General features: G+C 70.5%; 19 protein-coding genes and 2 pseudogenes. 11 read left to right on the forward strand and 10 right to left on the reverse strand.

Annotated elements, in window-relative coordinates:
- Nucleotides 1-71: 71 nt before the first annotated feature.
- Complete coding sequence (msrA, locus tag ACF07V_RS34705) at nt 72-587, reverse strand: peptide-methionine (S)-S-oxide reductase MsrA (protein ID WP_392159656.1); 516 nt, start codon at nt 585-587, stop codon at nt 72-74.
- Nucleotides 588-776: 189 nt separating this feature from the next.
- On the opposite strand from msrA, the gene ACF07V_RS34710 reads away from it, so the two are divergent.
- Entirely contained in the window at nt 777-1,637 is an 861-nt protein-coding gene (locus tag ACF07V_RS34710) for an alpha/beta fold hydrolase (protein ID WP_392159657.1), read from the forward strand.
- A gap of 275 nt (nt 1,638-1,912) precedes the next feature.
- Here the strand turns inward: ACF07V_RS34710 and ACF07V_RS34715 are convergent, their stop codons facing one another.
- Nucleotides 1,913-2,092, reverse strand: coding sequence for a hypothetical protein (locus tag ACF07V_RS34715; RefSeq protein WP_392159658.1), 180 nt, complete (start codon nt 2,090-2,092; stop codon nt 1,913-1,915).
- A gap of 239 nt (nt 2,093-2,331) precedes the next feature.
- On the opposite strand from ACF07V_RS34715, the pseudogene ACF07V_RS34720 reads away from it, so the two are divergent.
- Nucleotides 2,332-3,246: pseudogene (locus tag ACF07V_RS34720) on the forward strand (TetR/AcrR family transcriptional regulator).
- Between the two features lie 598 nt (nt 3,247-3,844).
- On the opposite strand, the pseudogene ACF07V_RS34725 reads toward ACF07V_RS34720, so the two are convergent.
- Nucleotides 3,845-4,283 (reverse strand): annotated as a pseudogene (locus ACF07V_RS34725) (IS5/IS1182 family transposase); the annotation flags it as partial.
- 293 nt (nt 4,284-4,576) lie between these two features.
- Here ACF07V_RS34725 and ACF07V_RS34730 point away from each other — a divergent pair.
- Complete coding sequence (locus tag ACF07V_RS34730) at nt 4,577-4,927, forward strand: hypothetical protein (protein ID WP_392159659.1); 351 nt, start codon at nt 4,577-4,579, stop codon at nt 4,925-4,927.
- Nucleotides 4,928-5,307: 380 nt separating this feature from the next.
- On the opposite strand, the gene ACF07V_RS34735 is transcribed toward ACF07V_RS34730, so the two are convergent.
- Both ACF07V_RS34735 and ACF07V_RS34740 read right to left on the reverse strand, forming a co-directional pair.
- The gene (locus tag ACF07V_RS34735) at nt 5,308-6,048 is read right to left on the reverse strand and encodes a GNAT family N-acetyltransferase (RefSeq protein ID WP_392159744.1); all 741 of its coding nucleotides are present in this window, start codon (nt 6,046-6,048) and stop codon (nt 5,308-5,310) included.
- 271 nt (nt 6,049-6,319) lie between these two features.
- Entirely contained in the window at nt 6,320-7,855 is a 1,536-nt protein-coding gene (locus tag ACF07V_RS34740) for an MDR family MFS transporter (RefSeq protein WP_392159660.1), read from the reverse strand.
- Nucleotides 7,856-8,092: 237 nt separating this feature from the next.
- Here ACF07V_RS34740 and ACF07V_RS34745 point away from each other — a divergent pair, with 237 nt between their 5' ends.
- Nucleotides 8,093-8,581 carry a TetR/AcrR family transcriptional regulator gene (locus ACF07V_RS34745; protein WP_392159745.1) on the forward strand — a complete coding sequence of 163 codons (489 nt, stop codon included), beginning with the start codon at nt 8,093-8,095 and terminating at the stop codon, nt 8,579-8,581.
- A gap of 134 nt (nt 8,582-8,715) precedes the next feature.
- Here the strand turns inward: ACF07V_RS34745 and ACF07V_RS34750 are convergent, their stop codons facing one another.
- The gene (locus ACF07V_RS34750) at nt 8,716-9,366 is read right to left on the reverse strand and encodes an HAD-IA family hydrolase (protein ID WP_392159661.1); all 651 of its coding nucleotides are present in this window, start codon (nt 9,364-9,366) and stop codon (nt 8,716-8,718) included.
- A gap of 212 nt (nt 9,367-9,578) precedes the next feature.
- Nucleotides 9,579-10,415, reverse strand: a complete 837-nt coding sequence (locus ACF07V_RS34755; protein ID WP_392159662.1) for a prephenate dehydratase — start codon at nt 10,413-10,415, stop codon at nt 9,579-9,581.
- A 485-nt stretch (nt 10,416-10,900) separates the two neighbouring features.
- Between ACF07V_RS34755 and ACF07V_RS34760 the strand changes: the two genes are divergently transcribed.
- Nucleotides 10,901-13,744 (forward strand): AAA family ATPase, encoded by a 2,844-nt coding sequence (locus tag ACF07V_RS34760; RefSeq protein ID WP_392159746.1) that lies wholly within the window; start codon nt 10,901-10,903, stop codon nt 13,742-13,744.
- Between the two features lie 3 nt (nt 13,745-13,747).
- On the opposite strand, the gene ACF07V_RS34765 is transcribed toward ACF07V_RS34760, so the two are convergent.
- A complete protein-coding gene (locus ACF07V_RS34765; protein ID WP_392159663.1) occupies nt 13,748-14,554 on the reverse strand; it encodes an alpha/beta hydrolase in 807 nt (268 codons plus the stop codon).
- A gap of 546 nt (nt 14,555-15,100) precedes the next feature.
- On the opposite strand from ACF07V_RS34765, the gene ACF07V_RS34770 reads away from it, so the two are divergent.
- The 5 genes from ACF07V_RS34770 to ACF07V_RS34790 all read left to right on the forward strand — a co-directional run bounded on the left by ACF07V_RS34770 (nt 15,101) and on the right by ACF07V_RS34790 (nt 19,114).
- Entirely contained in the window at nt 15,101-15,505 is a 405-nt protein-coding gene (locus ACF07V_RS34770; protein WP_392159664.1) for an SsgA family sporulation/cell division regulator, read from the forward strand.
- A 115-nt stretch (nt 15,506-15,620) separates the two neighbouring features.
- Entirely contained in the window at nt 15,621-16,595 is a 975-nt protein-coding gene (locus tag ACF07V_RS34775; protein ID WP_392159665.1) for an RNA polymerase sigma factor, read from the forward strand.
- 147 nt (nt 16,596-16,742) lie between these two features.
- Complete coding sequence (locus tag ACF07V_RS34780; RefSeq protein ID WP_392159666.1) at nt 16,743-17,648, forward strand: alpha/beta fold hydrolase; 906 nt, start codon at nt 16,743-16,745, stop codon at nt 17,646-17,648.
- A 222-nt stretch (nt 17,649-17,870) separates the two neighbouring features.
- Nucleotides 17,871-18,269: an NTP pyrophosphohydrolase gene (locus ACF07V_RS34785; protein ID WP_392159667.1), complete on the forward strand. Its 399-nt coding sequence runs from the start codon at nt 17,871-17,873 to the stop codon at nt 18,267-18,269.
- 410 nt (nt 18,270-18,679) lie between these two features.
- On the forward strand, nt 18,680-19,114 hold the full coding sequence (locus ACF07V_RS34790; protein ID WP_392159668.1) for a hypothetical protein: 435 nt from the start codon (nt 18,680-18,682) through the stop codon (nt 19,112-19,114).
- Nucleotides 19,115-19,497: 383 nt separating this feature from the next.
- Here ACF07V_RS34790 and ACF07V_RS34795 read toward each other — a convergent pair whose 3' ends face one another.
- Both ACF07V_RS34795 and ACF07V_RS34800 read right to left on the reverse strand, forming a co-directional pair.
- Nucleotides 19,498-20,040 carry a flavoprotein gene (locus ACF07V_RS34795; protein WP_392159669.1) on the reverse strand — a complete coding sequence of 181 codons (543 nt, stop codon included), beginning with the start codon at nt 20,038-20,040 and terminating at the stop codon, nt 19,498-19,500.
- Nucleotides 20,040-20,324 carry an FAD-dependent oxidoreductase gene (locus ACF07V_RS34800; protein WP_392159670.1) on the reverse strand — a complete coding sequence of 95 codons (285 nt, stop codon included), beginning with the start codon at nt 20,322-20,324 and terminating at the stop codon, nt 20,040-20,042. The genes ACF07V_RS34795 and ACF07V_RS34800 overlap by 1 nt, the downstream gene beginning before the upstream one ends.
- A 750-nt stretch (nt 20,325-21,074) precedes the next feature.
- Between ACF07V_RS34800 and ACF07V_RS34805 the strand changes: the two genes are divergently transcribed.
- On the forward strand, nt 21,075-22,043 hold the full coding sequence (locus ACF07V_RS34805; RefSeq protein WP_392159671.1) for a winged helix-turn-helix domain-containing protein: 969 nt from the start codon (nt 21,075-21,077) through the stop codon (nt 22,041-22,043).
- Nucleotides 22,044-22,146 lie beyond the last annotated feature (103 nt).

Genomic DNA, 22,146 nt, shown 5'->3' on the forward strand with positions numbered 1-22,146 from the left:
GTCAGGCCACCGCGGCACCCACGGACACCGGCGCGGCCGGGGAGGGCACCCCTCCCCGGCCGCGCCGGTGTTCAGGACTCGCCTCGCCTGGGCAGCCGCCAGTTCGGACGCGGGAAGTGGCAGGTGTAGCCGTCCGGGTAGCGCTGGAGGTAGTCCTGGTGCTCCGGCTCCGCGTCCCAGAACGCACCGGCCGGCACCACCTCGGTCACCACAGACCCCGGCCACAGCCCGGAAGCCTCGACGTCGGCGATGGTGTCCTGGGCGATGCGGCGCTGCTCGTCGTCGACGTAGAAGATGGCGGAGCGGTAGCTGAGACCGACGTCGTTGCCCTGCCGGTCCTTCGTGGTCGGGTCGTGGATCTGGAAGAAGTACTCCAGGATCGCCCGGTAGTCGGTGACCGTGGGGTCGAAGACGATCTCGATCGACTCCGCGTGCCGCCCGTGATCGCGGTAGGTGGGGCGGGGCTTGTCGTCGTCACCGCTGTAGCCCACCCGGGTGCGTACCACCCCGGGAAGTGACCGGATCAACTCCTGCATCCCCCAGAAGCAACCACCCGCCAGCAGTGCCCTCTGCTCGACGTCACTCATGGCCATCACCTTTCTGTCCGGGTCGGTTCGCGCGGGTCCAGCCTCGCACACCTGTCGGCAAGTCCGACTTCATTCGTCACCACCTTGACCGGTGACGCGCGAGTATGGCAAATTCATCACCAGTCAGGGCGGTGACGTACCGGCAAGGCCGGCCCGCCCATTACCGAAGTACCTGAGAGGGGTTTTGTCGTGGTGAGCATCAAGGGTGGACGCAAGCGGCTGGTGACGGGCGCGGTCTCGACGGTCACGGCGGGAATCGCGCTCGGCGCGTTCGCCCTCAGCGGCACGGCCAACAGCGCGACGCAGCCCGCCGAGGCCTCCGCGGCGGCCGGACGCATCAAGCCGACCATCGTCCTGGAACACGGCGCCTTCGCCGACGGCTCCAGCTGGAACGGCGTCATCGCCGACCTGCGGGCCGACGGCTATCCGGTCGTCGCCGCCGCCAACCCGCTGCGCGGTCCCGCCTCCGACGCGGCCGCACTGCGCACCGTCCTCGACCACATCAAGGGCCCCAAGCTCCTCGTCGGCCACTCCTACGGCGGCAACGTCATCAGCCAGGCCGCCACAGACGACCCCGAGGTCAAGGCCCTCGTCTACGTCGCCGCGTTCCTCCCGGCACCCGGCGAAAGCGCCCTGGAGCTGACCAACAAGTACCCGGGCTCCACCCTCCCCGGTGCCCTCGACCCGGTCACCTACCAGCAGGCCGACGGCACCAGCGCCACCGACCTGTACATCCAGCAGGACAAGTTCCGTCACCAGTTCGCCGCGGACGTCCCCGCCGGCGAGGCCGCGCTCATGGCCGCCGCACAGCGCCCCATCGCCCAGGCGGCGCTGGTGGAGAAGGCCACCAGCGCCGCCTGGAAGACCAAGCCCTCCTGGGCGGTCGTCACCACCCAGGACCTCAACATCCCGGCCGCCGTGCAGCGCTTCATGGCCCAGCGCGCCCACGCTCACACCACCGAGATCGCCGCCTCCCACTCCGTCGCCGTCTCCCACCCCCACCTCGTCGCCGACGTCATCGAGCGAGCCGCCCGCACCACCGTCCGCTGACGCACCCCGCGTCGGACCACGCGCGGACGGCGCCCGACCCAGCCCGGCTCAGCCCCACCCAGCCCGGCTCAGCCCCACCCAGCCCGGCTCAGCCCCACCCAATCCGGCTCAGCCCGGAACGTGTTGCCCCAGCCCAGTACCGCCAGGAGGCGCGGTGCTGGGCGCAGCCGTATGACGGGCACCGGCCCCGGCGACACCACGCGCTGCGCGCGGGGGGGGTGGTGGTTGTGCGCGGTGCAGCGCTTCCTGCTCGGAGCGCCGTGCCGGCCAGGGGATCAGCTGTCCAGCGAGAGTGCGTTCTTGGCGTGCGCGGCGGATTCCTCCGAGGCAGGTCCGCCGGGATTCTCGGTGGCGAGTGCCTGATTCAGGGTGACGAAGGGACGCATCCGCCGCTCGTAGCGGTCATACGCGATGCGGTGGTCGCCGCCGGCCCGGGCAAGGCAGTCGGCCAGCACGTGCGCGCCCGCGAGGGCCAGGCTGGTGCCCTGCCCATAGAGGGGGAAGGGCAGTAGCCGGCGTCTCCGATCAGGGTCACCCGGCCCCGCGACCACTGGTCCATGCGGATCTGGGCCATCGCGTCGCAAGAGAAGTCCGGCGCCTTCCGGGCGGCCTCGGCCAGGCGGGGCCCCTCCCACCGCATCGACGCAAGCTTGTCCACGACGAGCTGCCGCAAGGCGTCGCGATCACGGAGGTCGTGGGCGAGCGGGGCGGACTCGAACCCGAAGGCGATCCCGAGTTCGGTGTTGCCTCGTACCGGCATGATGCCGAAGCCCACGTCGCCGTCCCGCAGCCACATCTGCCAGTCGTCCAGGGCGAGGAAGTTGTCCGCGCTGAACACCGAGAGGCCCGGCCCCGGATCGGCACGGTCGTCGCCGGAACCACCCCCGCCCCGTCGGCGCGCAGGCGCCCGTCACCCGCCCCGGACCCCGAGCAGGAGCTGAACCTCGACCAGATCGTCCGCACGGCCATCGACATCGCCGACGCCGAAGGACTGCCGGCGCTCTCCATGCGCGGCGTCGCGGCACGGCTCGGCGTCGCCGCCATGTCGACCTATCGGTACGTCCCCAGCAAGGACGACCTCATCCTGCTCATGGCGGACACCGCATTCGGCGAGGAGTCCTACCCCGCCGACGCCCCCGAAGAGTGGCGTTCCCGCATCGAACTGGGGGCTCGGACGCTGTGGACCCTTTACCGCAGGCACCCGTGGCTGGCGCAGATCGGCTCTCTCACCCGCCCTCTGCTCGTGCCCAGCCTGATGGTCCACGGTGAGTGGATGCTGGGAGCCCTCGACGGCCACGGGCTTGATCCCACCAAGCTGTTCGACATCCACGTCCTGCTCTACAGCCATGTCCAGGGCCTGGCTGTGCACCTGGAGATGGAGGCGCACGCCGAGGCGGCCACGGGCCAGTCGGAGGACCAGTGAATGGACAGCCGCACCCCCGCTCTCCAGGAACTGGTGGAATCCGGCCGCTTCCCGACCTTCGCCAAGGTGGTCGGCGCCTTCGAGGACGGCTACGACCTGCGCCTCGACGCTCTCTTCGAGTTCGGCCTCACGGCACTCCTCGACGGCCTGACTTCCCTCGTCGAAGGTCAGGAAGCCGCCACCTGAGGGGCCGCGTAAGTGCTTGCTCGTGAGGGTCTTTGGACCTGCGCTGGGTGATGTGTACCGTTCCGGTTCATCGCCCGCTTGAATGCGAGCGTGATCGAACTGGCGTTTCTTGCAGGTGTTGCAACCCTTGTTGGTTGGCTGATGAACCGGAAGCGGAAGCAGAGGTCGACCGCGATCGGCGTCGGGGAAGAAGCCGGGGTGCCCTGCATGCTCACATGGCCGGCCCAGGGATCTCGCTGGAGGGCCGGACGTCTGGTGGTTGGGGCGGGTCCCCTGGTGTAGAGGCCTTCCCTTGGCAAGCGGGAAGCAATTCTGCCGACCGATCTGCGGCAGACCGGGATGCGCTCGCCCTCGCTGCGTGAGGCGATGACCTTCAACCCGAGATCCCGGATCGTGGAATGCCAGTCGTCCGACGGGGACATTCTGATCGCGGTCATGCCAGAGGAATTGCACCACGTGATCAACGCGCTGGAGAGCGCGTAGCCTGCTGCTCGTGCTGGGGTGGTTGCGTGTTTCACCGCTGTCCGGCAATTCCTGGACCGACGGGTTCGTGCCAGGCGCCGGGCCATCAGGGTGCGCACCAACGCTTCCTCATCCGGCGCACCCGTTCGTGGGAGTTGTTGCGGGCTTCCTTCCGGGCGGGCAGCTCCTCGCCATTGCGGCGGCGATGCGGCATCACCAGTCCCCCCGTCCCCGAGCAACCGCCGACGACGCTCAACTTCTTGCCGACGGTGGCCTTCGCGCCACCTTTCCCCCACGCCTTGCACTCATTGCGGCTTCCGGCAGAGGCCGGCCGACCGTGACCACAAGGCGGACAACGACGTCAATGACCACCTGCTGATTGTTCGAGGAGCGGTGGTTCTTCGGCCGGGTCGGCGACCCTTCGCTCGCGGGTGGACACCAGGATCCCGTTCACGATCTGGACGGTGGCCTTGCGGACCCGCTCGCAGGGCTGGAAGGCCCGGCCGCGGGCCGAGGTCACCGACGATGCGGTCGGCCGTCGACGTCGAGATCCCGAAGAGCGGTGCCAGTTGGCGTCGTACGGCGGGTTCATGGTGATCCCGCTGCCCCACCAGGTCCGGGCCTGGTGAGCGGCACGGCCATGCGTGGGCCGCCGGGTGGCCCATGACATCCTCAACAGGGGGCTCGGTCAGGCGGGCGGGTTGAGTTCGACCAAGTGGTCATGCGTCAATCATTCCCGCACGGGTTCCTTCACCGCGACGGTTTGTGGACCGAGCTGAGCTCCCGCCCGTCCGCGCGGGCGCCCGCTTCGAGAACGGTCTGCTGGTCGAACGCACCGAGAGCCACGCGGCCTGAGGAGAAAGCCCGGATGACCGTCTTCGACTTCTACGGCACGAACACCCACACGGCCGAGGAGTTGGCCGACCTGCTCGCCGAGCGGCTCGACGTGACCTTCGTCGAACGTGAGAGCGACTACCGCGGCGTCTACTTCCTGGCCACCCTCGCCGACACGACCCGTCTCCAGGTCCAGCCGAACGCGATTCCCGGAGACGACGGGGAAGACGATCTCTACGAGGACGATCACCCCGACGTCTCGGTACTCCTGCTCATCACCTCACCGGCCACCGCCGAGCCCCTCGACGACGAACTCTCGGCGGTCGGAGGACTCACCCCGATCAGGTCAGCGCGAAGCCGAGCAGCCGCCGACCACAGGTCTTGACTAGGCCAGGAGGCCCTGCGGCCATGACTGGTCGCCCGACGCGCCGCAGGTGACGGCGCCCTCGGCCTGCCGGACATGCGGGGCCAGGCAGGACCGGAGGCCGCACATTCAGAGGGCGACGAGAGGGCTCCGGCGGCGGTCGTCATCCTGCCGAGAGCAACAGCCGTGCGGGCTGTTGCTCCAAGCGCCACGGCGGCGCGGGGTAGGACCTCGCCGGGGCCGGCGACGTGGGCCGGCTCCCGGTCCGTGCCCGCCGCGATCCGGTCCCGCGCGACGGAGATGCCGCCCGGGGGTCCCTGGTCGCCGTCGCCTGTCCTCCCCGCCCGGTGAACTGCGGCCGGGAACGTACGGGATTGCTGCCCTTCCCTGAACGCTTCGGGTCAGTCCGCCAGCGCGTAGAAGTGCATCGGTGAGTTCGGCCGGAAACCGATCCTCGGGTACACGGGTGCCCCGGCGACGGTCGCGTGCAGGGTCGCGCGGGTCAGCCCGGTGGCGCGGGCGCCCTCGTACAGCGCCTTGCGCGTCACCGCCTCGCCGTACCCCCGGCGCTGGTGGTCCGGGTCGGTCGCGACCAGTACGACGAACAGGCGGCCCTGCGCCTCGACGGTGGCGGCGCAGGCGACCGGCACGCCGTCCCGCAGGGCCAGGTAGGCGTACACGTCCTGCTTCCACAGAGTGGAGCCGTTCAGACCGTCGCGGCCGTCCGCCAGGTCGAAGCCGTAGGCGCGCGAGTTGATGTCCGCGTAGTGACGCAGCTGCTCGTCGGTGGTCACCCGCTCGAAGGTGAGATCCGCGTGGTGGGGCTCGGGGATGGGCAGCAGGTCGCCGGCCATGCCGGTGCCGGGGAAGGCGTGGGCCAGGCCCGCGCGCTGTACCGCCTCCTCCAGTACCACGCGTGCGTCGTCCGCCAGCAGCTCCTCGAAGAGCCACAGGAAGCCCGGCTGCTTCTTGGAACGCATGATGTCCGCCGCCTGCCCCAGGCGCTTCTCCAGGAGTGCCGCGTCCGCCCCGACGTCGTTCAGGGTGATCGCGTTCCAGAAGGCGAAGCGGGAGTCGGCCCAGCGGACGACGAGACCCGGCATCTCCCGTACGTCCGCCTCCTCGTCCCGGTCGAGCACCATGGCGCGCCATGCCGTGGCGAGCTGTTCCACCGATTCGACCGCTGCCTCGAGATCCGTCACCGCAACTCCCTCATTCGTCGTGTGCGCGAACGTCCTACCCCGGTCCAACGACGATCACCGGCCAGAAGGTTCAGCCAACGCGGTCGACGCATGTCGGCAGGTTCACCTCGCGCGTCCGTACGCCGTGCCGGCGCCCCTGACCGCACGCGCCGCGACGACGGCCGGCACCCGGTGCGGGCGTCGGCCGGTCGAGGGCGTGTTGTCGTGTGGTTCAGGAAGCCGGAACCGCTTCCTCGGCGGTGACGGAGTCGCGGGCGGCGGTCGTCTTCCCGGGCTTCCGGGCCGGCTTGAGGAAGACGGCGAGGAGGGCGCCGACGGCGAGCGTCGGGGCGATCCAGAGGTAGCCGCCCGCCGTGGCGTGGGCGAAGGCGTCCAGCGCGGTGTCGCGCAGGGTGCCCGGGAGTCGGCCGATGGTGTCGGGGCGGGTGGCGTCGAAGCCGACCGAGGTCGGCAGGCCACGGGTGCGGTCGGCGAATCCGCTGTTGAGCAGGGTGCCGAAGACGGCGACGCCGAAGGCCGCGCCGATGGAACGGGCGAAGGTGACCACGGCGCTGGCGGCACCGAGGTCGGCGGTGGGGACGCTGTTCTGCACGGTGGTCAGTACGACCATGGGGACCATGCCCATGCCGACGCCGGTGATCAGGAAGTAGACGCTCAGCACGAGGGTGCCGGTGGTCGCCCCGATCGTGCCCAGCAGGAGCAGTCCGGCCAGGTTGGCGAGCAGTCCCGCGAGCAGGATCGGGCGCAGCCGGTCGGCCTGCGCCGACCACCGTCCGGCGAGGGACTGACTGGCGACCAGGCCGGCGACGAGGGGCAGCATGTGGATGCCGGAGAGGGTGGCCGAGACCCCGTGGACGATCTGGAGGTAGGTGGGCAGGTAGACCAGGACGGCGAACATGGCCGCGTTGGCGACGAACCCGATCAGCGAGGAGAACACCACGGTCCGGGAGGTGAACATGACCGGCGGCAGGACCGGGGCGGCGGCGCGGCGCTCGACGGGCACCAGCAGTACGGCCAGGGCGACGGTGGCGACGATCAGGCCGAGGATGGCCGGCGAGGCCCAGCCCCAGCGCTCACCGAACGACGTGATGAGGACCAGGCCGGTGGCGATCGAGGCCAGGAGCAGCGCGCCCAGGTGGTCGATGCGTGCCGTGGCTCCCCTGGCGGCGGCGGGCAGCGCTCGCGCGGCGATGACCAGCGCGACGGCGCCGAGGGGCAGGTTGATCAGGAAGGCCCACCGCCAGGACAGGTGGTCGGTGAAGACACCGCCCAGCAGGGGTCCGACGATGCTGGCGACGCCGTAGACCGAGCCGAACATGCCCTGGTACCGGCCTCGTTCGGCCGGGGCGACGATGTCGCCGACGAGGGCGAAGGTCAGCACGATCATGCCTCCGCCGCCCATGCCCTGGAGCACGCGGGCGCCGATCAGTTCGGGGAGGTTCCGCGCCAGGCCGCACGCCACCGAGGCGATGAGGAAGACCGTGGTCGAGGCCAGGTACAGGCGCTTGCGGCCGAACATGTCGCCGAGCTTGCCCCACAGCGGCGTCACCGCCGTCGACGCGAGGAGATAGGCGGCGCTGACCCATGCGATGTCGTCGAACCCGTTCAGGTCCTCCGCTATCCGGGGCAGCGCCGTCGAGACGATCGTCTGGTCCAGGGCCGCCAGGAGGACCGCCAGGATCAGCGCGCTCATGGCGGCGGCGACACCACCCGTCCGGGGTGACGAGGACCGCTGTGACTTCGGCATCGAGGTTGCCTTTCTGAAGTGAGGGGCGGACGTGCCCCGACCTGCGGCACCAGCCAACAGACTCAGTGCATTGACACTACAGCGCTTAACTGTCACATCAATGTAGCACTTACTCGATGGACCTACACACCTATGTGGCCGTAGAGACCTCAGGTTCCCCCTTTCATGGCTAGACTCGGTGCGGTGAGAGCCGACGCAGCACGTAACCTCGAAGCCGTCCTGACCACCGGAGCGCGCATGCTCGCCGCCGACCCCGGTGCGAGCATGGCGAGCATCGCCGCCGAGGCGGGTGTGGACCGGCGTACCGTCTACCGGCGCTTCGACTCCCGCGAGGAACTCCTCGCCGCCATCTACGCAGCGCGCCTGACGGCCGTCGAGCAGGCCATCGAGGACGCCCGGCTGCGCGAGGCACCCGTCGCCGTCGCCCTGCACCGGTACGTCGAGAACGTCATCGCCGTCAACCGCACCTGGCCCGTCGACCTCAGCCAGATGCTCGCCGACGACACCGTCCGTGCGCGCCGCGACATGTCCGTCCGCGAGGTCGACATCTTCCTCGAACGCGCCGCCGACGAGGGTCTGCTGCGCGCCGGTCTGCCGCAGGGGTGGGCGAGCGCGCTGCTGCCCCAGCTCATGCACCTGGTGGCCCGCCAGCTGCCCGAGCTGAGTCCCGGGCAGGCGGCGGACATCGTCGTCGACACCCTCCTGAAGGGGTTGGGCACGTCCTGACACAGGGACGGCCCCCGAGAACACGGGTGTCCATGTGTTCTCGGGGGCCGTCGGGGAGACGCGGAGGAATGCCTGCCGGTCCGGTGCCGGGACCCAAGGCCGGAAGAGCGAGTCCTAGTCGCGCAGATGGCTCCTCATGGGGTGACGCGTTCGGGGTCCATGTCTGTCAGGGGGATTCCGAGCGCCGCTTCCACGGCGGCGACCGTCCGTGCCGGCGCTGCCGCGTGGACCGTGGTGAATCCCAGTTCGGCGGCCGGGGACAGGTACTGCTCGGTGTCGTCGACGAACACGCATTCCTCTGCCGTCAGGCCGAGTTGATCGAGCACGAGCAGGAAGATCTCCCGATCGGGCTTGCGCATGCCGTGGAGTTCGGACAGCACCACCGCGTCGTAGAGCTCGTCCAGCTCGTGTCCGTCGTACAGGTTCCACGGGGTCAGGCCGACGGAGTTGGAGAGGATGCCGACCTTCACTCCGGCCCGGCGCGCGGCGGCGGCCGCGGCGATCATCGAGGTCTCGGGGCGCAGGTCGGCGAAGATGCGGCCCATCAGGTTGTCCGGCGCGATGCCGAGGAGCTCTCCGGCCGCCTCGTTCCACTGCGTCTGGGTGAGCCTGCCGCGCTCCAGCTCCTCGGTGAGGCGGATTCCCTCGGGGTTCAGGTAGAGACCGGTGAGCAACGTCCCCTCGGCGAGTCCCGCGCGCCGTTCGAAGGCGAGCGCGGCGGGCAGCAGAGGTGTCGTGAGCACACCACCGAAGTCGAGGACGAGGCCCTTGCGGTGCTGAGTCATGCTCACACCTTAGGGTGCTGGCGGAGTCGGTCTTCCTGGGGGTCGACATCCTTGTCTTCGGCAGGTACGTGTGCGGTGTGCCGGCCCACTCGTCGGCCGTCCGCGCCGCTGTCGCCGGGGCGGCGCGAAACCCTCGCTCGAACAACGGAGCGGCCGCCACGAGGGTCGCCCGCGGTGGCTCCCCGGCGCACCGGCCGAATGGCGGCGCCCGTTCAGCTCTTCAGTCGGTACGGATGCGCGGGGTACACCCCGAGGATGCGCACCTCGGAGGAGAAGAACCGCAGCTCGTGCAGGGCGAGGGCGACGCGCTCCTCGTCGGGGTGTCCTTCGATCTCCACGTAGAAGCGGCTGGCGTTGAGGCCCGCGCCCATCTGGTAGCTCTCGATCTTGGTGAGGTTCACGCCACTGCTGGCGAAGCCGCCGAGTGCCTTGTACAGCGCACTCGGGATGTTGCGCACGCAGAAGAACAGGCTCGTCATCGTCGGCTCCCCCGCGTCCGGTGCCGGGGTGGCGTCCCGGGACAGGACCACGAACCGCGTGGTGTTGTCGGGGTCGTCCTCGACGCCGGAGCGCAGCACGTCGAGGCCGTGGAGCGCGGCTGCGGCCGGCGGGGCGAGCGCCGCGTGCCGCGGGTCGCCCAGCTCGGCCACCTCGCGCGCCGCGCCCGCCGTGTCGTCGCTGACGAGGGTGCGCCAGCCGCCCTCCCGCAGCAGTTTGCGGCACTGCCCCAGGGCATGGACATGGCTCCGTACGCACTCCACCTGTTCCAGGGTCGTGCCGGGTACGCCCATCAGGTCGAAGCGGATGGCGAGGAAGTACTCGGCGACGATGAACAGTCCCGACTCGGGCAGCAGGTGGTGCACGTCCGCGACACGGCCGGCAGCGGAGTTGTCCACCGGGATCACGGCGACGTCGGCGGCGCCGAGCGTCACCGCGTCCAGGGCCTGCTCGAAGCCCGTACAGGGCAGACCGACGCTCTCGGGGTACAGGGCGCGCGCGGCGGTCGCCGAGTTGGATCCGGGTTCACCCTGATATGCGACGGTCGTCACCGTGTCGAGCCTTTCCAAGAGGTCCTGTCACCGGGCAGCGGAAGCTCCCTCGCTACCGCGCCTGCTGAAGAACCGGGGCGCGGCCTCCATCAGGCGCACCCGGGAGGGCCGCCCGCCGCTCCCATCCAACGCGAGTGCGCGACCTCATGCCGACGCGACCACATGGTGGACGGCGTTGCGGCCTTGTGCAGGGACGCGGTGAGCCATTCCCTCGGCCGACGGGGGCACACCTGCCCGTGGTGGCTCCGCAGCAGGGTATGTGCACACATGAATGAGATATGTTTGACGACAACTCGCATGTGTGGGAGCCTCCGCGCCAGGTCGGGTCGGCACCTCACGCATGTGCAGGTGTCACCTCCGAGGCTCCGTAGGGGCGCCGCGGGGCAGTCATCGCCACGGCGTGATGGGTCATCGCCACGGCGTGATGGGTCATCGCCACGGCGTGATGAAGGGAGTGGGGGACGGTGGAGTCGATCGACGGGACCATGGTCGGCAGAGAGCCCGAGCAGGAGATGCTGTCCGAGGTCGTGAGGGCGTCCGGGGGCCGGTCTCTCGTCCTACGGGGCGACACAGGCGTGGGCAAGACCGCTCTGCTGGATCACGCCGCCGGCCTCGCGGCGGCCGAGAAGCGCAGGGTGATCAGAGCGGCGGGGGTCGAGGCGGAGTCGGAGCTGCCGTTCGCCGGCCTCCACCAGTTCCTGTACCCGCTGCTCGGCCACATCGACGGCATGGACGCCAGTCACCGCGGGGCCTTCGATGTCGTCTTCGGCAGGAACGAGGGTCCGCCGCCTTCGGTCATGTCCCTCGGTATCGCCGTCCTGGACCTGTTCTCGCTCGCGACGTCGCAGAAGCCCATGGTGCTGGTGCTCGACGACGGCCAGTGGTTCGACCGATGGAGCACCGAGGTGTGCGGGTTCGTGGGGCGGCGGCTCTCCGGCAGCTCGGTGAAGCTCGTCGTCGGCCTGCGCTCGGACGTGCCCTCCGGCTTCGACACCGCCGCACTGCCCCAACTGCCGGTGACCACGCTGTCGGAGAAGGCATCCGAGCAGCTCCTGGACAGGCACCACCCCGGCCTGGATCCGCAGATGCGCCGCGTGGTCCTAGACGAGGCCCAGGGGAACCCGCTGGCCCTGCTGGAACTGCCGCCGCATGTACGCAGTGCCCGGGCGGCGGGCACCTCCGACGAGGTGTTCGGATACACCGGAGTCCCCCTGCCGCTGCGTCTGCAGCAGGTGTACGGCGCCCGGATCGAGGGGCTCGGTGACGGTGTCCGCCAGGAGCTGTTGCGTGGTGCTCTGGACGGTGTCGCGGCAGGCACGGCGGTCCGCCGTGTCCGTGGCAGTCGCTACCGTATGACGGACGCCGATGAGGCGGCTGCCCGCGGCCTGCTGGACATCGACCCGATCAGCGGCGACTTCGTCTTCCGGCACCCCCTGGTGCGTTCCACTGTGGTGCAGACGGCCACGCCCAACGAGCGCCGGGCCGCCCACGCGGTCCTTGCCCGTGTGCACCACGAGGACCTGGAGCGGCGGGGCATGCACCTGGCGGCCTCCACGGTCGACCCGGACGAACAGGTCGCGGCCGTGTTGGAGGCGGCGGCCGACTCCGCAACCCGACGCGGTGGCTCGCAGGCCGCGGTGGCCTGGCTGACCCGGGCCGCGGAACTGAGCGAGAGCCACGAGGAACGCTCCCGGCGGCTGGGCAGTGCCTCGTTCATCGCCGGTCAGGCCGGCCTGCTCAACCGGGCCCAGCAACTGATGGGCTCCGACACCATGTCCGGCAGGGACGAGTCTCCCGCCTCGGTGGTCGCGACGGCCTATGCCGCCATGTACGAGGACGGGGATCTGCGCTCCTCACGACGCCAGGTCGTGGCGGCCATCGAGCGTATCCGCGACAGCGACGTGGCGGCCACCGAGAACTTCCGCGACAGCGACGTGGCGGCCGTCGAAAACATCCGCGACAGCGGCGTGGGGGCCGTCGCGAACATCCGTAGCAGCAGCTCGGCAGAGCCGAACGAGGGGCTCACCCGTCTGATCAACCTGCTGCTTGCGATCAACCAGTACGCGAGCGACGAGGCGTCCTGGGAGCGGGCTCATGAGCTGCTCGACTCGCTCGGCGACCTGGTCCCCCCGAACTCCCGCATCTACCAGGACGCGTGGGGCGACGTGGTACGTCGCGGCGCCGGTGTGCACGAGCGGGTGGAACGCGCCTTCGCCGAGCTCCGCAACCTCGAACCGTGGGACATCAGCCGGCTCTCCGCCGCCGCCTACCACGTGGACAGCCTCAGCCAGTACCGGCCTCATCTGCAGCGCACCGTCGACCGCGAGGTGGAGACCGGAGCCATGGCTTCCGGCATGACCATGCTGCACCTCATCATGCTCGACCAGATGGCCGTCGGTGAGTGGGAGGAGGCCGAACGGACGGGACAGCGGGTCCTTGAGCTGACGACCTCGCACCAGCACGTGCTGTTCGCCCATCACACGCGGGCGTATCTGGGGCTGCTGGCCGCGATGCGCGGCCAGACGCAGCGCGCCCGGGAGCTCCAGTCCACCGTCGACACCTGGGCCCGTCCCCGCGGCATCGGCTTCCTCACCCAGATCGCCGACGCCATCGGCACCACCGCCGCCCTCGCCGAGGGCGACTACGAGGCCGCCTACCTCCACGCCATCGGCATCACACCCCCGGGCACCTTCACCCCGTACACCCATCAAGCCACCCGCACCCTCCTCGACCTCGTCGAAGCGGCCCTCCACACCGGCCGCACCGAACAGGCCCGTCAACACGCCCTCGCCGCACAGCAAGCCCGCCTCCCCGACGTCTCCCCCCGCCTCGCCCTCCTCACCCACGGCGCCCTCGCCATGACCGCCACCGACCCCGCCGAAGCCGACCACCACTTCCACCACGCCGAAACCCACCCCACCGCCGCCGCCTTCCCCTTCGAACTCGCCCGCATCCGCCTCGCCCACGGCACCCGCCTCCGCCACACCCAGGGAAGGAAGTCGGCACGGCTGTCGCTCACCCTGGCGGCGGACACCTTCGAGCGGCTCGGCGCACCCGCCTGGACCGAACGCGCCCGCGCCGAACTCCGCGCCTCCGGCGCGTCCACCCCGGCTTCCTCGGCGCACCTCGCGGCCCTCACCTGGCAGGAGCGCCGCATCGCGGACCTCGCCGCCGGCGGTCTGACGAACAAGGAGATCGGCGAACGCCTGCACCTCTCGCCGCGCACCGTCAGTTCCCACCTCTACCGCGTGTTCCCGAAACTCGGCATCACCACCCGCGCCGCCCTGCGCGACGCCCTGGGAAGGATCCCCGACGGCCAGAACGCATGACGGTCAGTTCACCGCCGGATCGGCGTGGATGCCGTGTTCGTCGAGCCAAGCGAGCACGTAGTCGGCGACGGCACGCCATCCGTTGTCGATGACCAGCGAGTGGGCCCGGTCCGCGAACTGCTTCAGGTCGGTCACGGCGGTGGTGTCGCCGTACTGCTTGTACACCGCGCGCGTGGCCGCGTCCGGTACGAGTCTGTCCTCCTGCCCGGAGATCAGCAGGAGCGGGCCGCGTCCCGCGTTGCCGACGTCCGCCACGGCGCGGGGGCTGCGGGTCGCTCCCGCGCACCCGAGGTCGGCGAGCAGCCGGCGTGGTGCCGGCACCACGTAGCGCTCGTAGAGCCGGTCGGACTCCTCCGCGCCGACCGTGTTCGCGAAGAGGTGGTGGAACTGCTCCGGCGACAGGGACACCAGCTGCCCGGCAAGGTCCTGGCCGGGCGAGGGCACCAGCCCGGAGCGGGATGCCGGCAGCGGGACGTCGTTGATCGGGGCGGGTGCGATGGCCACGGCGGCTCGGCCGACATCGGCGGCGATCAGGTGCTGCGCGATGAGACCGCCGACGGAGTGGCCGACGATCACCGGGGCCGTATCGAAGGAACGCACGATGTCGGCGTAGTGGTCCGTGAGCAGGTCCAGGCCGATCCGGCCGAGCGCGTCCGGGGACTCGCGCACGTCCGGGGCGACAGCGGCCTCCCCCGGCCATCCGGGCGCGAGGGCGAGGAACCCCCGGGCGGCGAAGCGCTCTGCCCACGACTCCCAGCAGAGCGCGTGCAGCCACGCCCCATGGATGAAGACGACGGGAGTACGTTTCACGGCTGGCTCCTCCGAGCATGACGACCATCCGGCACCGGCGCACGGTGCCGGTTTCAGGATCGTTGAGGCGCGGGGTCAGGGGCGACAGTCGAATGACTTAATGTTGCCGCCCCGCGACGGGCGGGCGGCCGGACCGGTCGGGGGACTGGCCGCGGACCGGTCGGGGGACTGACCGCGGACCGTTCGGCGGACGGGCCGCGGACCTGCCGGCGTAAGGGCTCCGGAGCGTTCGGCGGATGGGCCGCGGACCGTCCGGCGGACTGGCGCGGTCCTGTCGGCGTAAGGGCTCCGGACCGTTCGGCGGACTGGCTCCGGGCAGGTCCGCTCCGGCGCTCACGCCCATCGGCTGCGCGGCCGGCCACCTCGACGGAGACCGTGACCGCAGGTGGCGTTCGACGGTCAAGTTACTTATGTAAGCCGGCCGCGCACGAACGAGGGTGGGTCGAGCCAGCTTCCGCCGCAGGGAAGGATCTACTCGTCATGGGCGGCTACCAACCAGGTGCACAGGCCGGCCGAACGGCGCCGGGAGGACGTCCTCGGCTGACCTTGGACATCGAGCGCGTACTGGACGTCTCCGCCCGCCAGCAGGTCAGGGCGGAGTTCCGGTTCGATCCGGGGATTCCCTTCGTCGTGTGTATGGAGCTGGTCGTCGAAGGCGGCCCGCGTGTCCTGTGGCGTATCGGGCGTGACCTCCTCCATCAGGGTCTGTACGGCATGAGCGGCCTCGACGCCGTCCAGATCTGGCCCTCGCACCCGGAGGAGCGGGCGACCGCGTGGCTTCAGCTGACCTCCGCTGACATGGCGGCGCTGTTCGAACTGCCCGTACCACCCCTGGCGGACTGGCTGGAGTACACATACGAGCTCGTTCCCGCAGGTCAGGAGCTCACCGCGGTCGACTGGGACGCCACTGCCGCGGACCTGCTGCGGTGCCCGGGGACACGAGCCGACTGATCACGGGAAACGCACGGTGACATTCCCCTCGGAAACCGCCGCCGTGCTCCATCCGGACCCGGACCCGACGCGCCCCGCCGGGCGCCTGGAAGCACTCACACGTGAAGGGCAAGGCATGAGCAGGACACCAGGAGACCCGGGAGACAGCGGGGCGGCGGAGGACGCCGCACTGACGCTGGCCGCCCAGGCCGGCGACGTGTCCGCTCTGGCACTGCTCCTTGAGCGGCACCGGCCCGGAATGCGCGCGGTGGCGCTGAGCCTCCTCGGACCGGGGACCGACGTGGACGACGTCATGCAGGACACGGCACTGGTGGCGCTACGACGGATCGTGGACGTCCGCGATCCGGAAGCCGTGGGGCCGTGGCTGCGGATGGTCGTCCGCAACACGTGCCGGACGCTGCTGCGCGCCTCCCGGCGCTCCGAGCCCGTGGAAGAAGTGCCGATGCCGCCGGACAGCGTCACACCCGAGCAGGTTCTGCAGAGCCACGCGCTGCGGGACTGGGTGTGGGAAGCCGTCGAAGCGCTGTCGCCGACCCTTCGGCTGCCCGTCGTCCTGCGCTACTTCTCCACCGGTATCACGTCCTACCAGCAGATCGCCGAGGCGTGCGCCGTACCCGTCGGCACCGTCCGCAGCAGACTGAACCAGGCTCGTACCGCTCTCGCCCAGGCCCTGACCGCGGCGGCGGCCACGGCGCACGAGGACGTGCTCCGGCGTACGAAGGCCAGCTGGCAAGAGGCACACGCGACCCTCGATGCCGCTGAGCGAGGCGAGTTCGAAAGGGTGGTCAAGGACCGCTACTCCCCCGAGGTCTCGTTGCTGGCCGGTGGCGTACGGCTCGGTGGAGCCGACCTCCTGGTGGCGGGCATGGACGGCGACCTCTCGGCGGGCGTGCGTCAGCGCCCCCTGCATGTGGTGGCCGGCCGCTCGCTGGTCGTCTGGGAGATGGAGCTGGTCAACCCGTCGTACGCCCCGGACCACTGCCCGCCCGCGGTCGCCTGGATCATGACCATGGACGGCGGCCGAGTCGGCCGGATGTCCCTCTATCACTCGCCACGGCCAAGGGCAGTGTCTCCAATCACCGCGGCCTGACTCCATGACACCCCACCCGGAAGCGTGACCCAGATCACACGTTCTCGATCGAACTTCCCAACCCCCGGAGAGTCCTGTCGGTGCCAGCCACACCTGGACACCTGACACCTGCACACCTGCAGACCTGCACACCTCACGGAGGTTCCGATGAACGATTCCCTCGCACACACCGATCCCCTCTCTCCCGGCACACATTCCTACCGGCTGGGCGGACTGGTGCAGCGCTACCACGTCCACGGCAGCGGCCCTGTGTGCGTGGCGCACTCCGGCGGGCCCGGCATCTTCTGGGAGTACCTGCGCATGCCCGCCCTCGAGGAACACCTGACCATGGTGTACGTGGAGCCCATCGGCACCACCGAGGACAGCCGTCTCCCGGCGCACCCGCACGGGTACACCCGCCGGCGCTACAGCAGCTTCCTGGAGACTCTGATCAACCGCCTCCGCGTACCCAAGGTGCATCTGCTGGGGCATTCGCACGGTGCGTTCGTGGCCGCCTACCACGCTGTGCACCGCCCCGGGCAGCTGGCGGGCGTCGTGCTGTACGACGGTGCTCCGGTGACCGGGCCCGAACACGCCGCGGAAGCGGGTCGTATGGTCGCGGAGTTCGCCGGGAAGCACGCCGGGCATCCGGGACTGCCGGACGTGCTGGCCGCGTTCGGTGCGATGTCCGGCATCTCCGACGACGCGCAGACGGAGGCGGTCGCCCGGGGCGTGCTGCCGTCGTACTTCGCCAACTACTGGGGCAACGAGGAGCGCCTGGCTCCGTTCCGGGACGCGGTCCGGGCCGCGTACATCTCGGGCCTTGATGAAAACCGCACCCCCGAGGTGATCGATGACCGTGCCGCTCTCAAGGCACTGACGGTCCCCGCTCTGGTGGTCGTGGGCCGGCACGACGTCATCTGTGGCGTTCGTTGGGGTACCGAACTGCACGAGCTGATCCCCGACGCGCGACTTCGGATTCTGGAGAACAGCGGCCACATGGGGCACATCGAAGAGCCGGAGCTGTTCGCCGAGTCCGTGCGGGGCTTCGTGCTGGAGACGGCGGAGGTGTAGTGGTGTAGCCGAGCGGCACTCACGTGCGTCGACCCGGGTCGGGCGGGCGCACGTGAGGTGCCGTCGGCTTCCCGCGCGTTCCCCGGGCGAGGAAGGACTGTTCGCGTGCCCCGGGTCCGGGCGGGAGCCCCCTGGGCCTTGTGGAGCACCGTCGCCAACGCATGCCCCTGGCCTCATGAACGACGGGTCTTCGGAGGCGTTGCCGACTGAGATCCTGGGGTCATGAGCCCTGAGAACCCGCCCCTTCGCACCCTGCTCGTGGTGGACGGGGCCAACGTCGTGGGATCGGTGCCGGACGGCTGGTGGCGCGACCGGCGCGCGGCCGCCGAGCGGTTGCGCGACCGTCTCGCCGCGACCGGCGGCCCGACCGAGGCCCCTTACCCAGGTCCGTACGAGATCGTCCTGGTCGTCGAGGGACGCGCACGGGGCGTCGCCTCCGTGCCCGGCGTACGGGTCGAGGAAGCCCCCGCCAGCGGCGACGACCTGATCACCGAACTTGCCGGCAGTGCGAGCGGTCGGCCGTGCCTGGTGGTCACGGCCGACCGCGAACTGCGCCGCCGGGTGGAGGAGGTGGGCGCCCGCTGCACGGGCCCCCGGAGTCTCCCCCGGGCGTCCGCCTAGGACTTGTCCGGCCGAACATGTGCGAAGCCGGATGAGGAGGGCTGGGGCGGGCAGTTGGCGTGCGGCCTGACTGTCGGCCCTCCCCGGGATTGTGTGCACGGCTCTGGCCACTGCAGGAAGAGACCGGCTCCGCACTGCGGCCTCTTGCTTGGGCCGAGTCGGCATCCGAACCGGACGATGAGATCTCACCGGACTACGCAGCAGACCTCGTCGAACGTGTGTCAGCCCTGGCTGGCGGCCGTGCGGAGAAGCACCTCGACCTGTACTGCTGGTACTTCGCCCCCTGATCTCGTCACAGCGGCCCATCGCCATGGTGGCTGGCCGGACAGCTCCCAGGGCCTGTCCGGTCGATCACGCTGCGGTGACGTGCCAAGGGCTTCTGTCTCAGGCCATCAGTAGGGTTCGCAGACATGGGAGCGAGTAGATGGTCGTACTTCACACCTTTCCAGCTCAGTGAGCAGGATGCACTGGACGGTCTTCGCGAGACGGTCTTCGCCGAATACTCCGCGTACTACCAGGAAGCAGGTATCGAGACGCTGGAAGCCCTGATGGCGAGCGCTTGGCTGGAGGAAGAGCCGGCACATTCGGTGCTGGACGTCGAGCGCGTGGTCCGCTGCGAGGAACATATGGAGGAGCCTGGCGACGTAAGGGTGGTCGAAGCGGCCGAAGTCGTCGAACTGTTCGGGACGACGCGACCCGGGCGGGATGTTGTCGAGCAGGCCGTGAAACGGGCCGGAGACGGCTGGTTCCCTCCGTTCGACCGCGGCTCCGGCTGCTGCACGATCGTTTACGACGCCGAGGGCCGCCCGGCAGAACTGTGCTTCTGGGGCTCCACCGGAGACTGATTCGGGCCGCCCGTTCGACGGTGTTGCGTTCTCGTACCGCCCTTCGTCGAAGCCCGGTCCCCGTCCGCCGCGGGGTCCTTTGCGCACGCGGGCTGCCTGGCTGTCGGTCGTCTCCGGGATGGTGTGCCGGATGCCCCGGCGCCGCAGGTACTCCCAGCACGGACCATTGCTGTGAGCCTTGTCCGCCGCGAGGCTGTCAGGTTTCCTCCGCGGCCTGCCCGATCCGATCCGCGGGACGCGAATCCGCTCCAGCACCGGCTCGAACTGCGTGCAGTCCGCCCGCTGTCCCGGGGCATCTGCACCACCCCAGGTCAGCGCACCGGGAAGGCCCACTACCGGGCAGAGACGGGGCACTCGGGCGTACCGTGAGGGCGCAGAGCGAATCACGTCCGGTCGATCTCACCGTCCAACAACTCCAGCGCCTCCTCCCAGCGGAAGCGGTCCGCTCCCCCGCCCGCCTTGGGCCGGTGCGGCTCGTGGGACCCGACCAGCACACCCATGTCCCGCAGCTGATCCAGGCTCCGGCCGTACGCCGGGTGTGCGGCCATTGCGGCGTTCACGCACGGAAGAACCGCCGTCGGGATACCCATGCCGTACGCCTCGCACAGGATGCCCAGGGCCAGGGTGTCGGCAATGCCGGCAGCCCACTTGTTGATCGTGTTGAACGTCGCCGGCGCGACGGCGATGGCGTCGGCGGGCGGCAGCGGGCGCGGGTCACCTGGACTGCGCCAGGCCGAGCGGATCGGGTATCCCGTCTGCCGGATGATCGCGTCGGTATCGAGGAAGCCGAGCCCTTGGGGAGTCGCGACGACACCCACGTCCCAACCCTGGGCTTGCGCGGCCGTGATCAGCTGGTGGGCGTCGCCCGCGATACCGGCAGCGCAGACGACGACGTACAGGAAGGGCTTCTTCGGCTGGTCATTCATCACTTGTCTCCCTTGTCGGCGGCCAGGAGACCAGCGGTTTCTTCGGCGCAGCCCCACGGGAGCGTGACACCGGTGCCTCCGTGCCCCCAGTGCACCAACACGGTGCCGCCCTCCCACCGCTCCGCCTCCACGCGCACCGCGGCACGGTTCGGCCGGGCGCCCATCCGGTACTGCAGGACGCGGGTGAACTCGCTCCTGCGTCGGCGGACGATGCCGACGATATACGCGGACGTCCGCGGGCGGCAGGGCTGTCGGCGCAGAACAGGGGCCCCGCTGATGGCCATACGGTTATTGACCGGGGTGGCGCTTACGGTGCGCGCAGCAGGGCGTACGCGTCACCCTCCTCGCAGCCGACGGCGACCGAGGCGTCGACCCTGCCACGGCACGGGACGGCCCACGACCACGCGGCTTCCGGGAGGCCGGCCACCCAGCAGCGGGCCGTGCTGCTCCTGCGCGGCGTGCCGGCCTTCTCGGCCCGCGAGTCGCCAAGGCCACGGCGATCCCGCGTGGATTGCAGAGACCGGTCCGCTCGCGCGCCCGGTCCGGCGCCGTGACCGCCTCGTCGGGCCGCCCCTGGAGCCGCAGGGCCGTTCCTCGAGCCGCAGGGCCGTTCCTCGAGCCGCAGGGCCGTTGCTCGAGCCGCAGAGCCTTCCCGAGATGGCCGAGTGCGCTCGCCTCGCGCCCTGCGTCATCGTTGGCCCGGGCTGCTCATGACGGCCGTCACCAGGCCGAGGACGGTTGGTGTAGTTCACGCGGCCCGTCGCACCGTCGCTCCTCCGACGCTCCAGGGCTTCCCGGACCGACCGGCCGCGCATCCCGAGAACAACGGCGTGGCGTGCCGCCGGGGAGTCCTGAGCGCCGAGTTCCCGGACGGCGTCACCCCCTGACCGCGGCCACGGACTGATCCGTGCGGCCCCCTGCGGTCTCCGGCGGGGGCCGACACGCGCCGCCGCCGAATGGGATGACTTCGGCCGCCGCGGGTGCCAGGATCCGTCGCCGGGATCGCTGTCGACGGGGGACGGGGGACGAGTTCCGTGCTGCGCATTCACTTCACGCCCGAGGACTTCGCACGCATCAGGGTGGTGACCAACCCGGATCCGTTCTGGGAGATCGTGTGCAGTCTCCACCGTCTTCAGACCTCACAGGGCCGGTGGGCCTACGCCGACTGGTTCCGCGGCGCCTGGGGCCCCGTCTCAGCCACACCGCTCGGCCGTGCCGTGCGACGGCTGCTCGTCCCTCTCGTTCCCCGGGCCGCGTACTTCCCGGACTTCCTCACCCCGTACGAGGCCATGGCCGGCATGAAGGCGGGAGCCGCCGCCATCCTGGACACTCCGGCCTCGCGCATCGACCACGAACTGCGCCTGCTCGACGGGGTCAGCGGCACGACCGCCTGGGCCCGCGGTCTCGTCGCCCACGAGCGAAGACGGGAACTCCTCGGGCTGCTGTGCGCCTACCACGAGGCCGTCATCGCGCCGTACCAGGACCACATGGCCGCCGGCATCGCCGGCGAGCGGGCCGTACGCGGCCGCCAGGCCCTCGACAGCGGTGTCCACGGACTCCTCGCCGCCCTGACCACCACCGCACGCTGGCGGCCCCCGGTCCTGGAGCTCGATTACGTCGTGGACCGTGACCTGCGGCTCGACGGGCGCGGTCTGTGTCTCGTCCCCTCCTACTTCTGCTGGCGGACCCCCATCGCGCTCGCCGAGGACAGCCTGCCGCCCGTCCTCGTCTACCCGCTGCACGACACCCGCCGCCCCGAGCCCGACTGCCCCTCGGACGCCTCGCTCTGCGCGCTGCTCGGCCGTACCCGCGCCGCCGCCCTCCAAGCCCTCGCGCTCGGCGCGACCACCAGCGAACTCGCCCGCAGGCTCGGCGTCTCGCCCGCCACCGCCGCCCACCACACCGGCGTACTGCGCGACGCGGGCCTCATCACCACGCGCCGCTCCCTGAACACCGTCCTGCACACGCTCACCCCGGTGGGAGCGGCGCTCTTGCGCCGTTGAAGGCCGCGTTCCGCCGCCTGACGTGGGCTATTCGAGCAGGGTCGAAGGTCGTGGAACCGCTTGCGGCACCCTGCGAGAGTTCTCCGCGAAGCACGCCCAGCAC

The sequence above is a fragment of the Streptomyces sp. NPDC015661 genome, assembly GCF_043077765.1.
Lineage (GTDB): Bacteria > Actinomycetota > Actinomycetes > Streptomycetales > Streptomycetaceae > Streptomyces.

Bases quoted from the DNA above. Each gene is read 5' to 3' on its own strand.
- ACF07V_RS34760 (WP_392159746.1), top strand. From the start codon at position 10,901: ATGGTCGGCAGAGAGCCCGAGCAGGAGATGCTGTCCGAGGTCGTGAGG.
- ACF07V_RS34800 (WP_392159670.1), bottom strand. From the start codon at position 20,324: ATGGCCATCAGCGGGGCCCCTGTTCTGCGCCGACAGCCCTGCCGCCCG.
- ACF07V_RS34790 (WP_392159668.1), top strand. From the start codon at position 18,680: ATGGGAGCGAGTAGATGGTCGTACTTCACACCTTTCCAGCTCAGTGAG.
- ACF07V_RS34775 (WP_392159665.1), top strand. From the start codon at position 15,621: ATGAGCAGGACACCAGGAGACCCGGGAGACAGCGGGGCGGCGGAGGAC.
- ACF07V_RS34735 (WP_392159744.1), bottom strand. From the start codon at position 6,048: ATGGTGCTCGACCGGGACGAGGAGGCGGACGTACGGGAGATGCCGGGT.
- msrA (WP_392159656.1), bottom strand. From the start codon at position 587: ATGAGTGACGTCGAGCAGAGGGCACTGCTGGCGGGTGGTTGCTTCTGG.
- ACF07V_RS34740 (WP_392159660.1), bottom strand. From the start codon at position 7,855: ATGCCGAAGTCACAGCGGTCCTCGTCACCCCGGACGGGTGGTGTCGCC.
- ACF07V_RS34780 (WP_392159666.1), top strand. From the start codon at position 16,743: ATGAACGATTCCCTCGCACACACCGATCCCCTCTCTCCCGGCACACAT.
- ACF07V_RS34730 (WP_392159659.1), top strand. From the start codon at position 4,577: ATGACCGTCTTCGACTTCTACGGCACGAACACCCACACGGCCGAGGAG.
- ACF07V_RS34750 (WP_392159661.1), bottom strand. From the start codon at position 9,366: ATGACTCAGCACCGCAAGGGCCTCGTCCTCGACTTCGGTGGTGTGCTC.
- ACF07V_RS34745 (WP_392159745.1), top strand. From the start codon at position 8,093: ATGCTCGCCGCCGACCCCGGTGCGAGCATGGCGAGCATCGCCGCCGAG.
- ACF07V_RS34785 (WP_392159667.1), top strand. From the start codon at position 17,871: ATGAGCCCTGAGAACCCGCCCCTTCGCACCCTGCTCGTGGTGGACGGG.
- ACF07V_RS34795 (WP_392159669.1), bottom strand. From the start codon at position 20,040: ATGAATGACCAGCCGAAGAAGCCCTTCCTGTACGTCGTCGTCTGCGCT.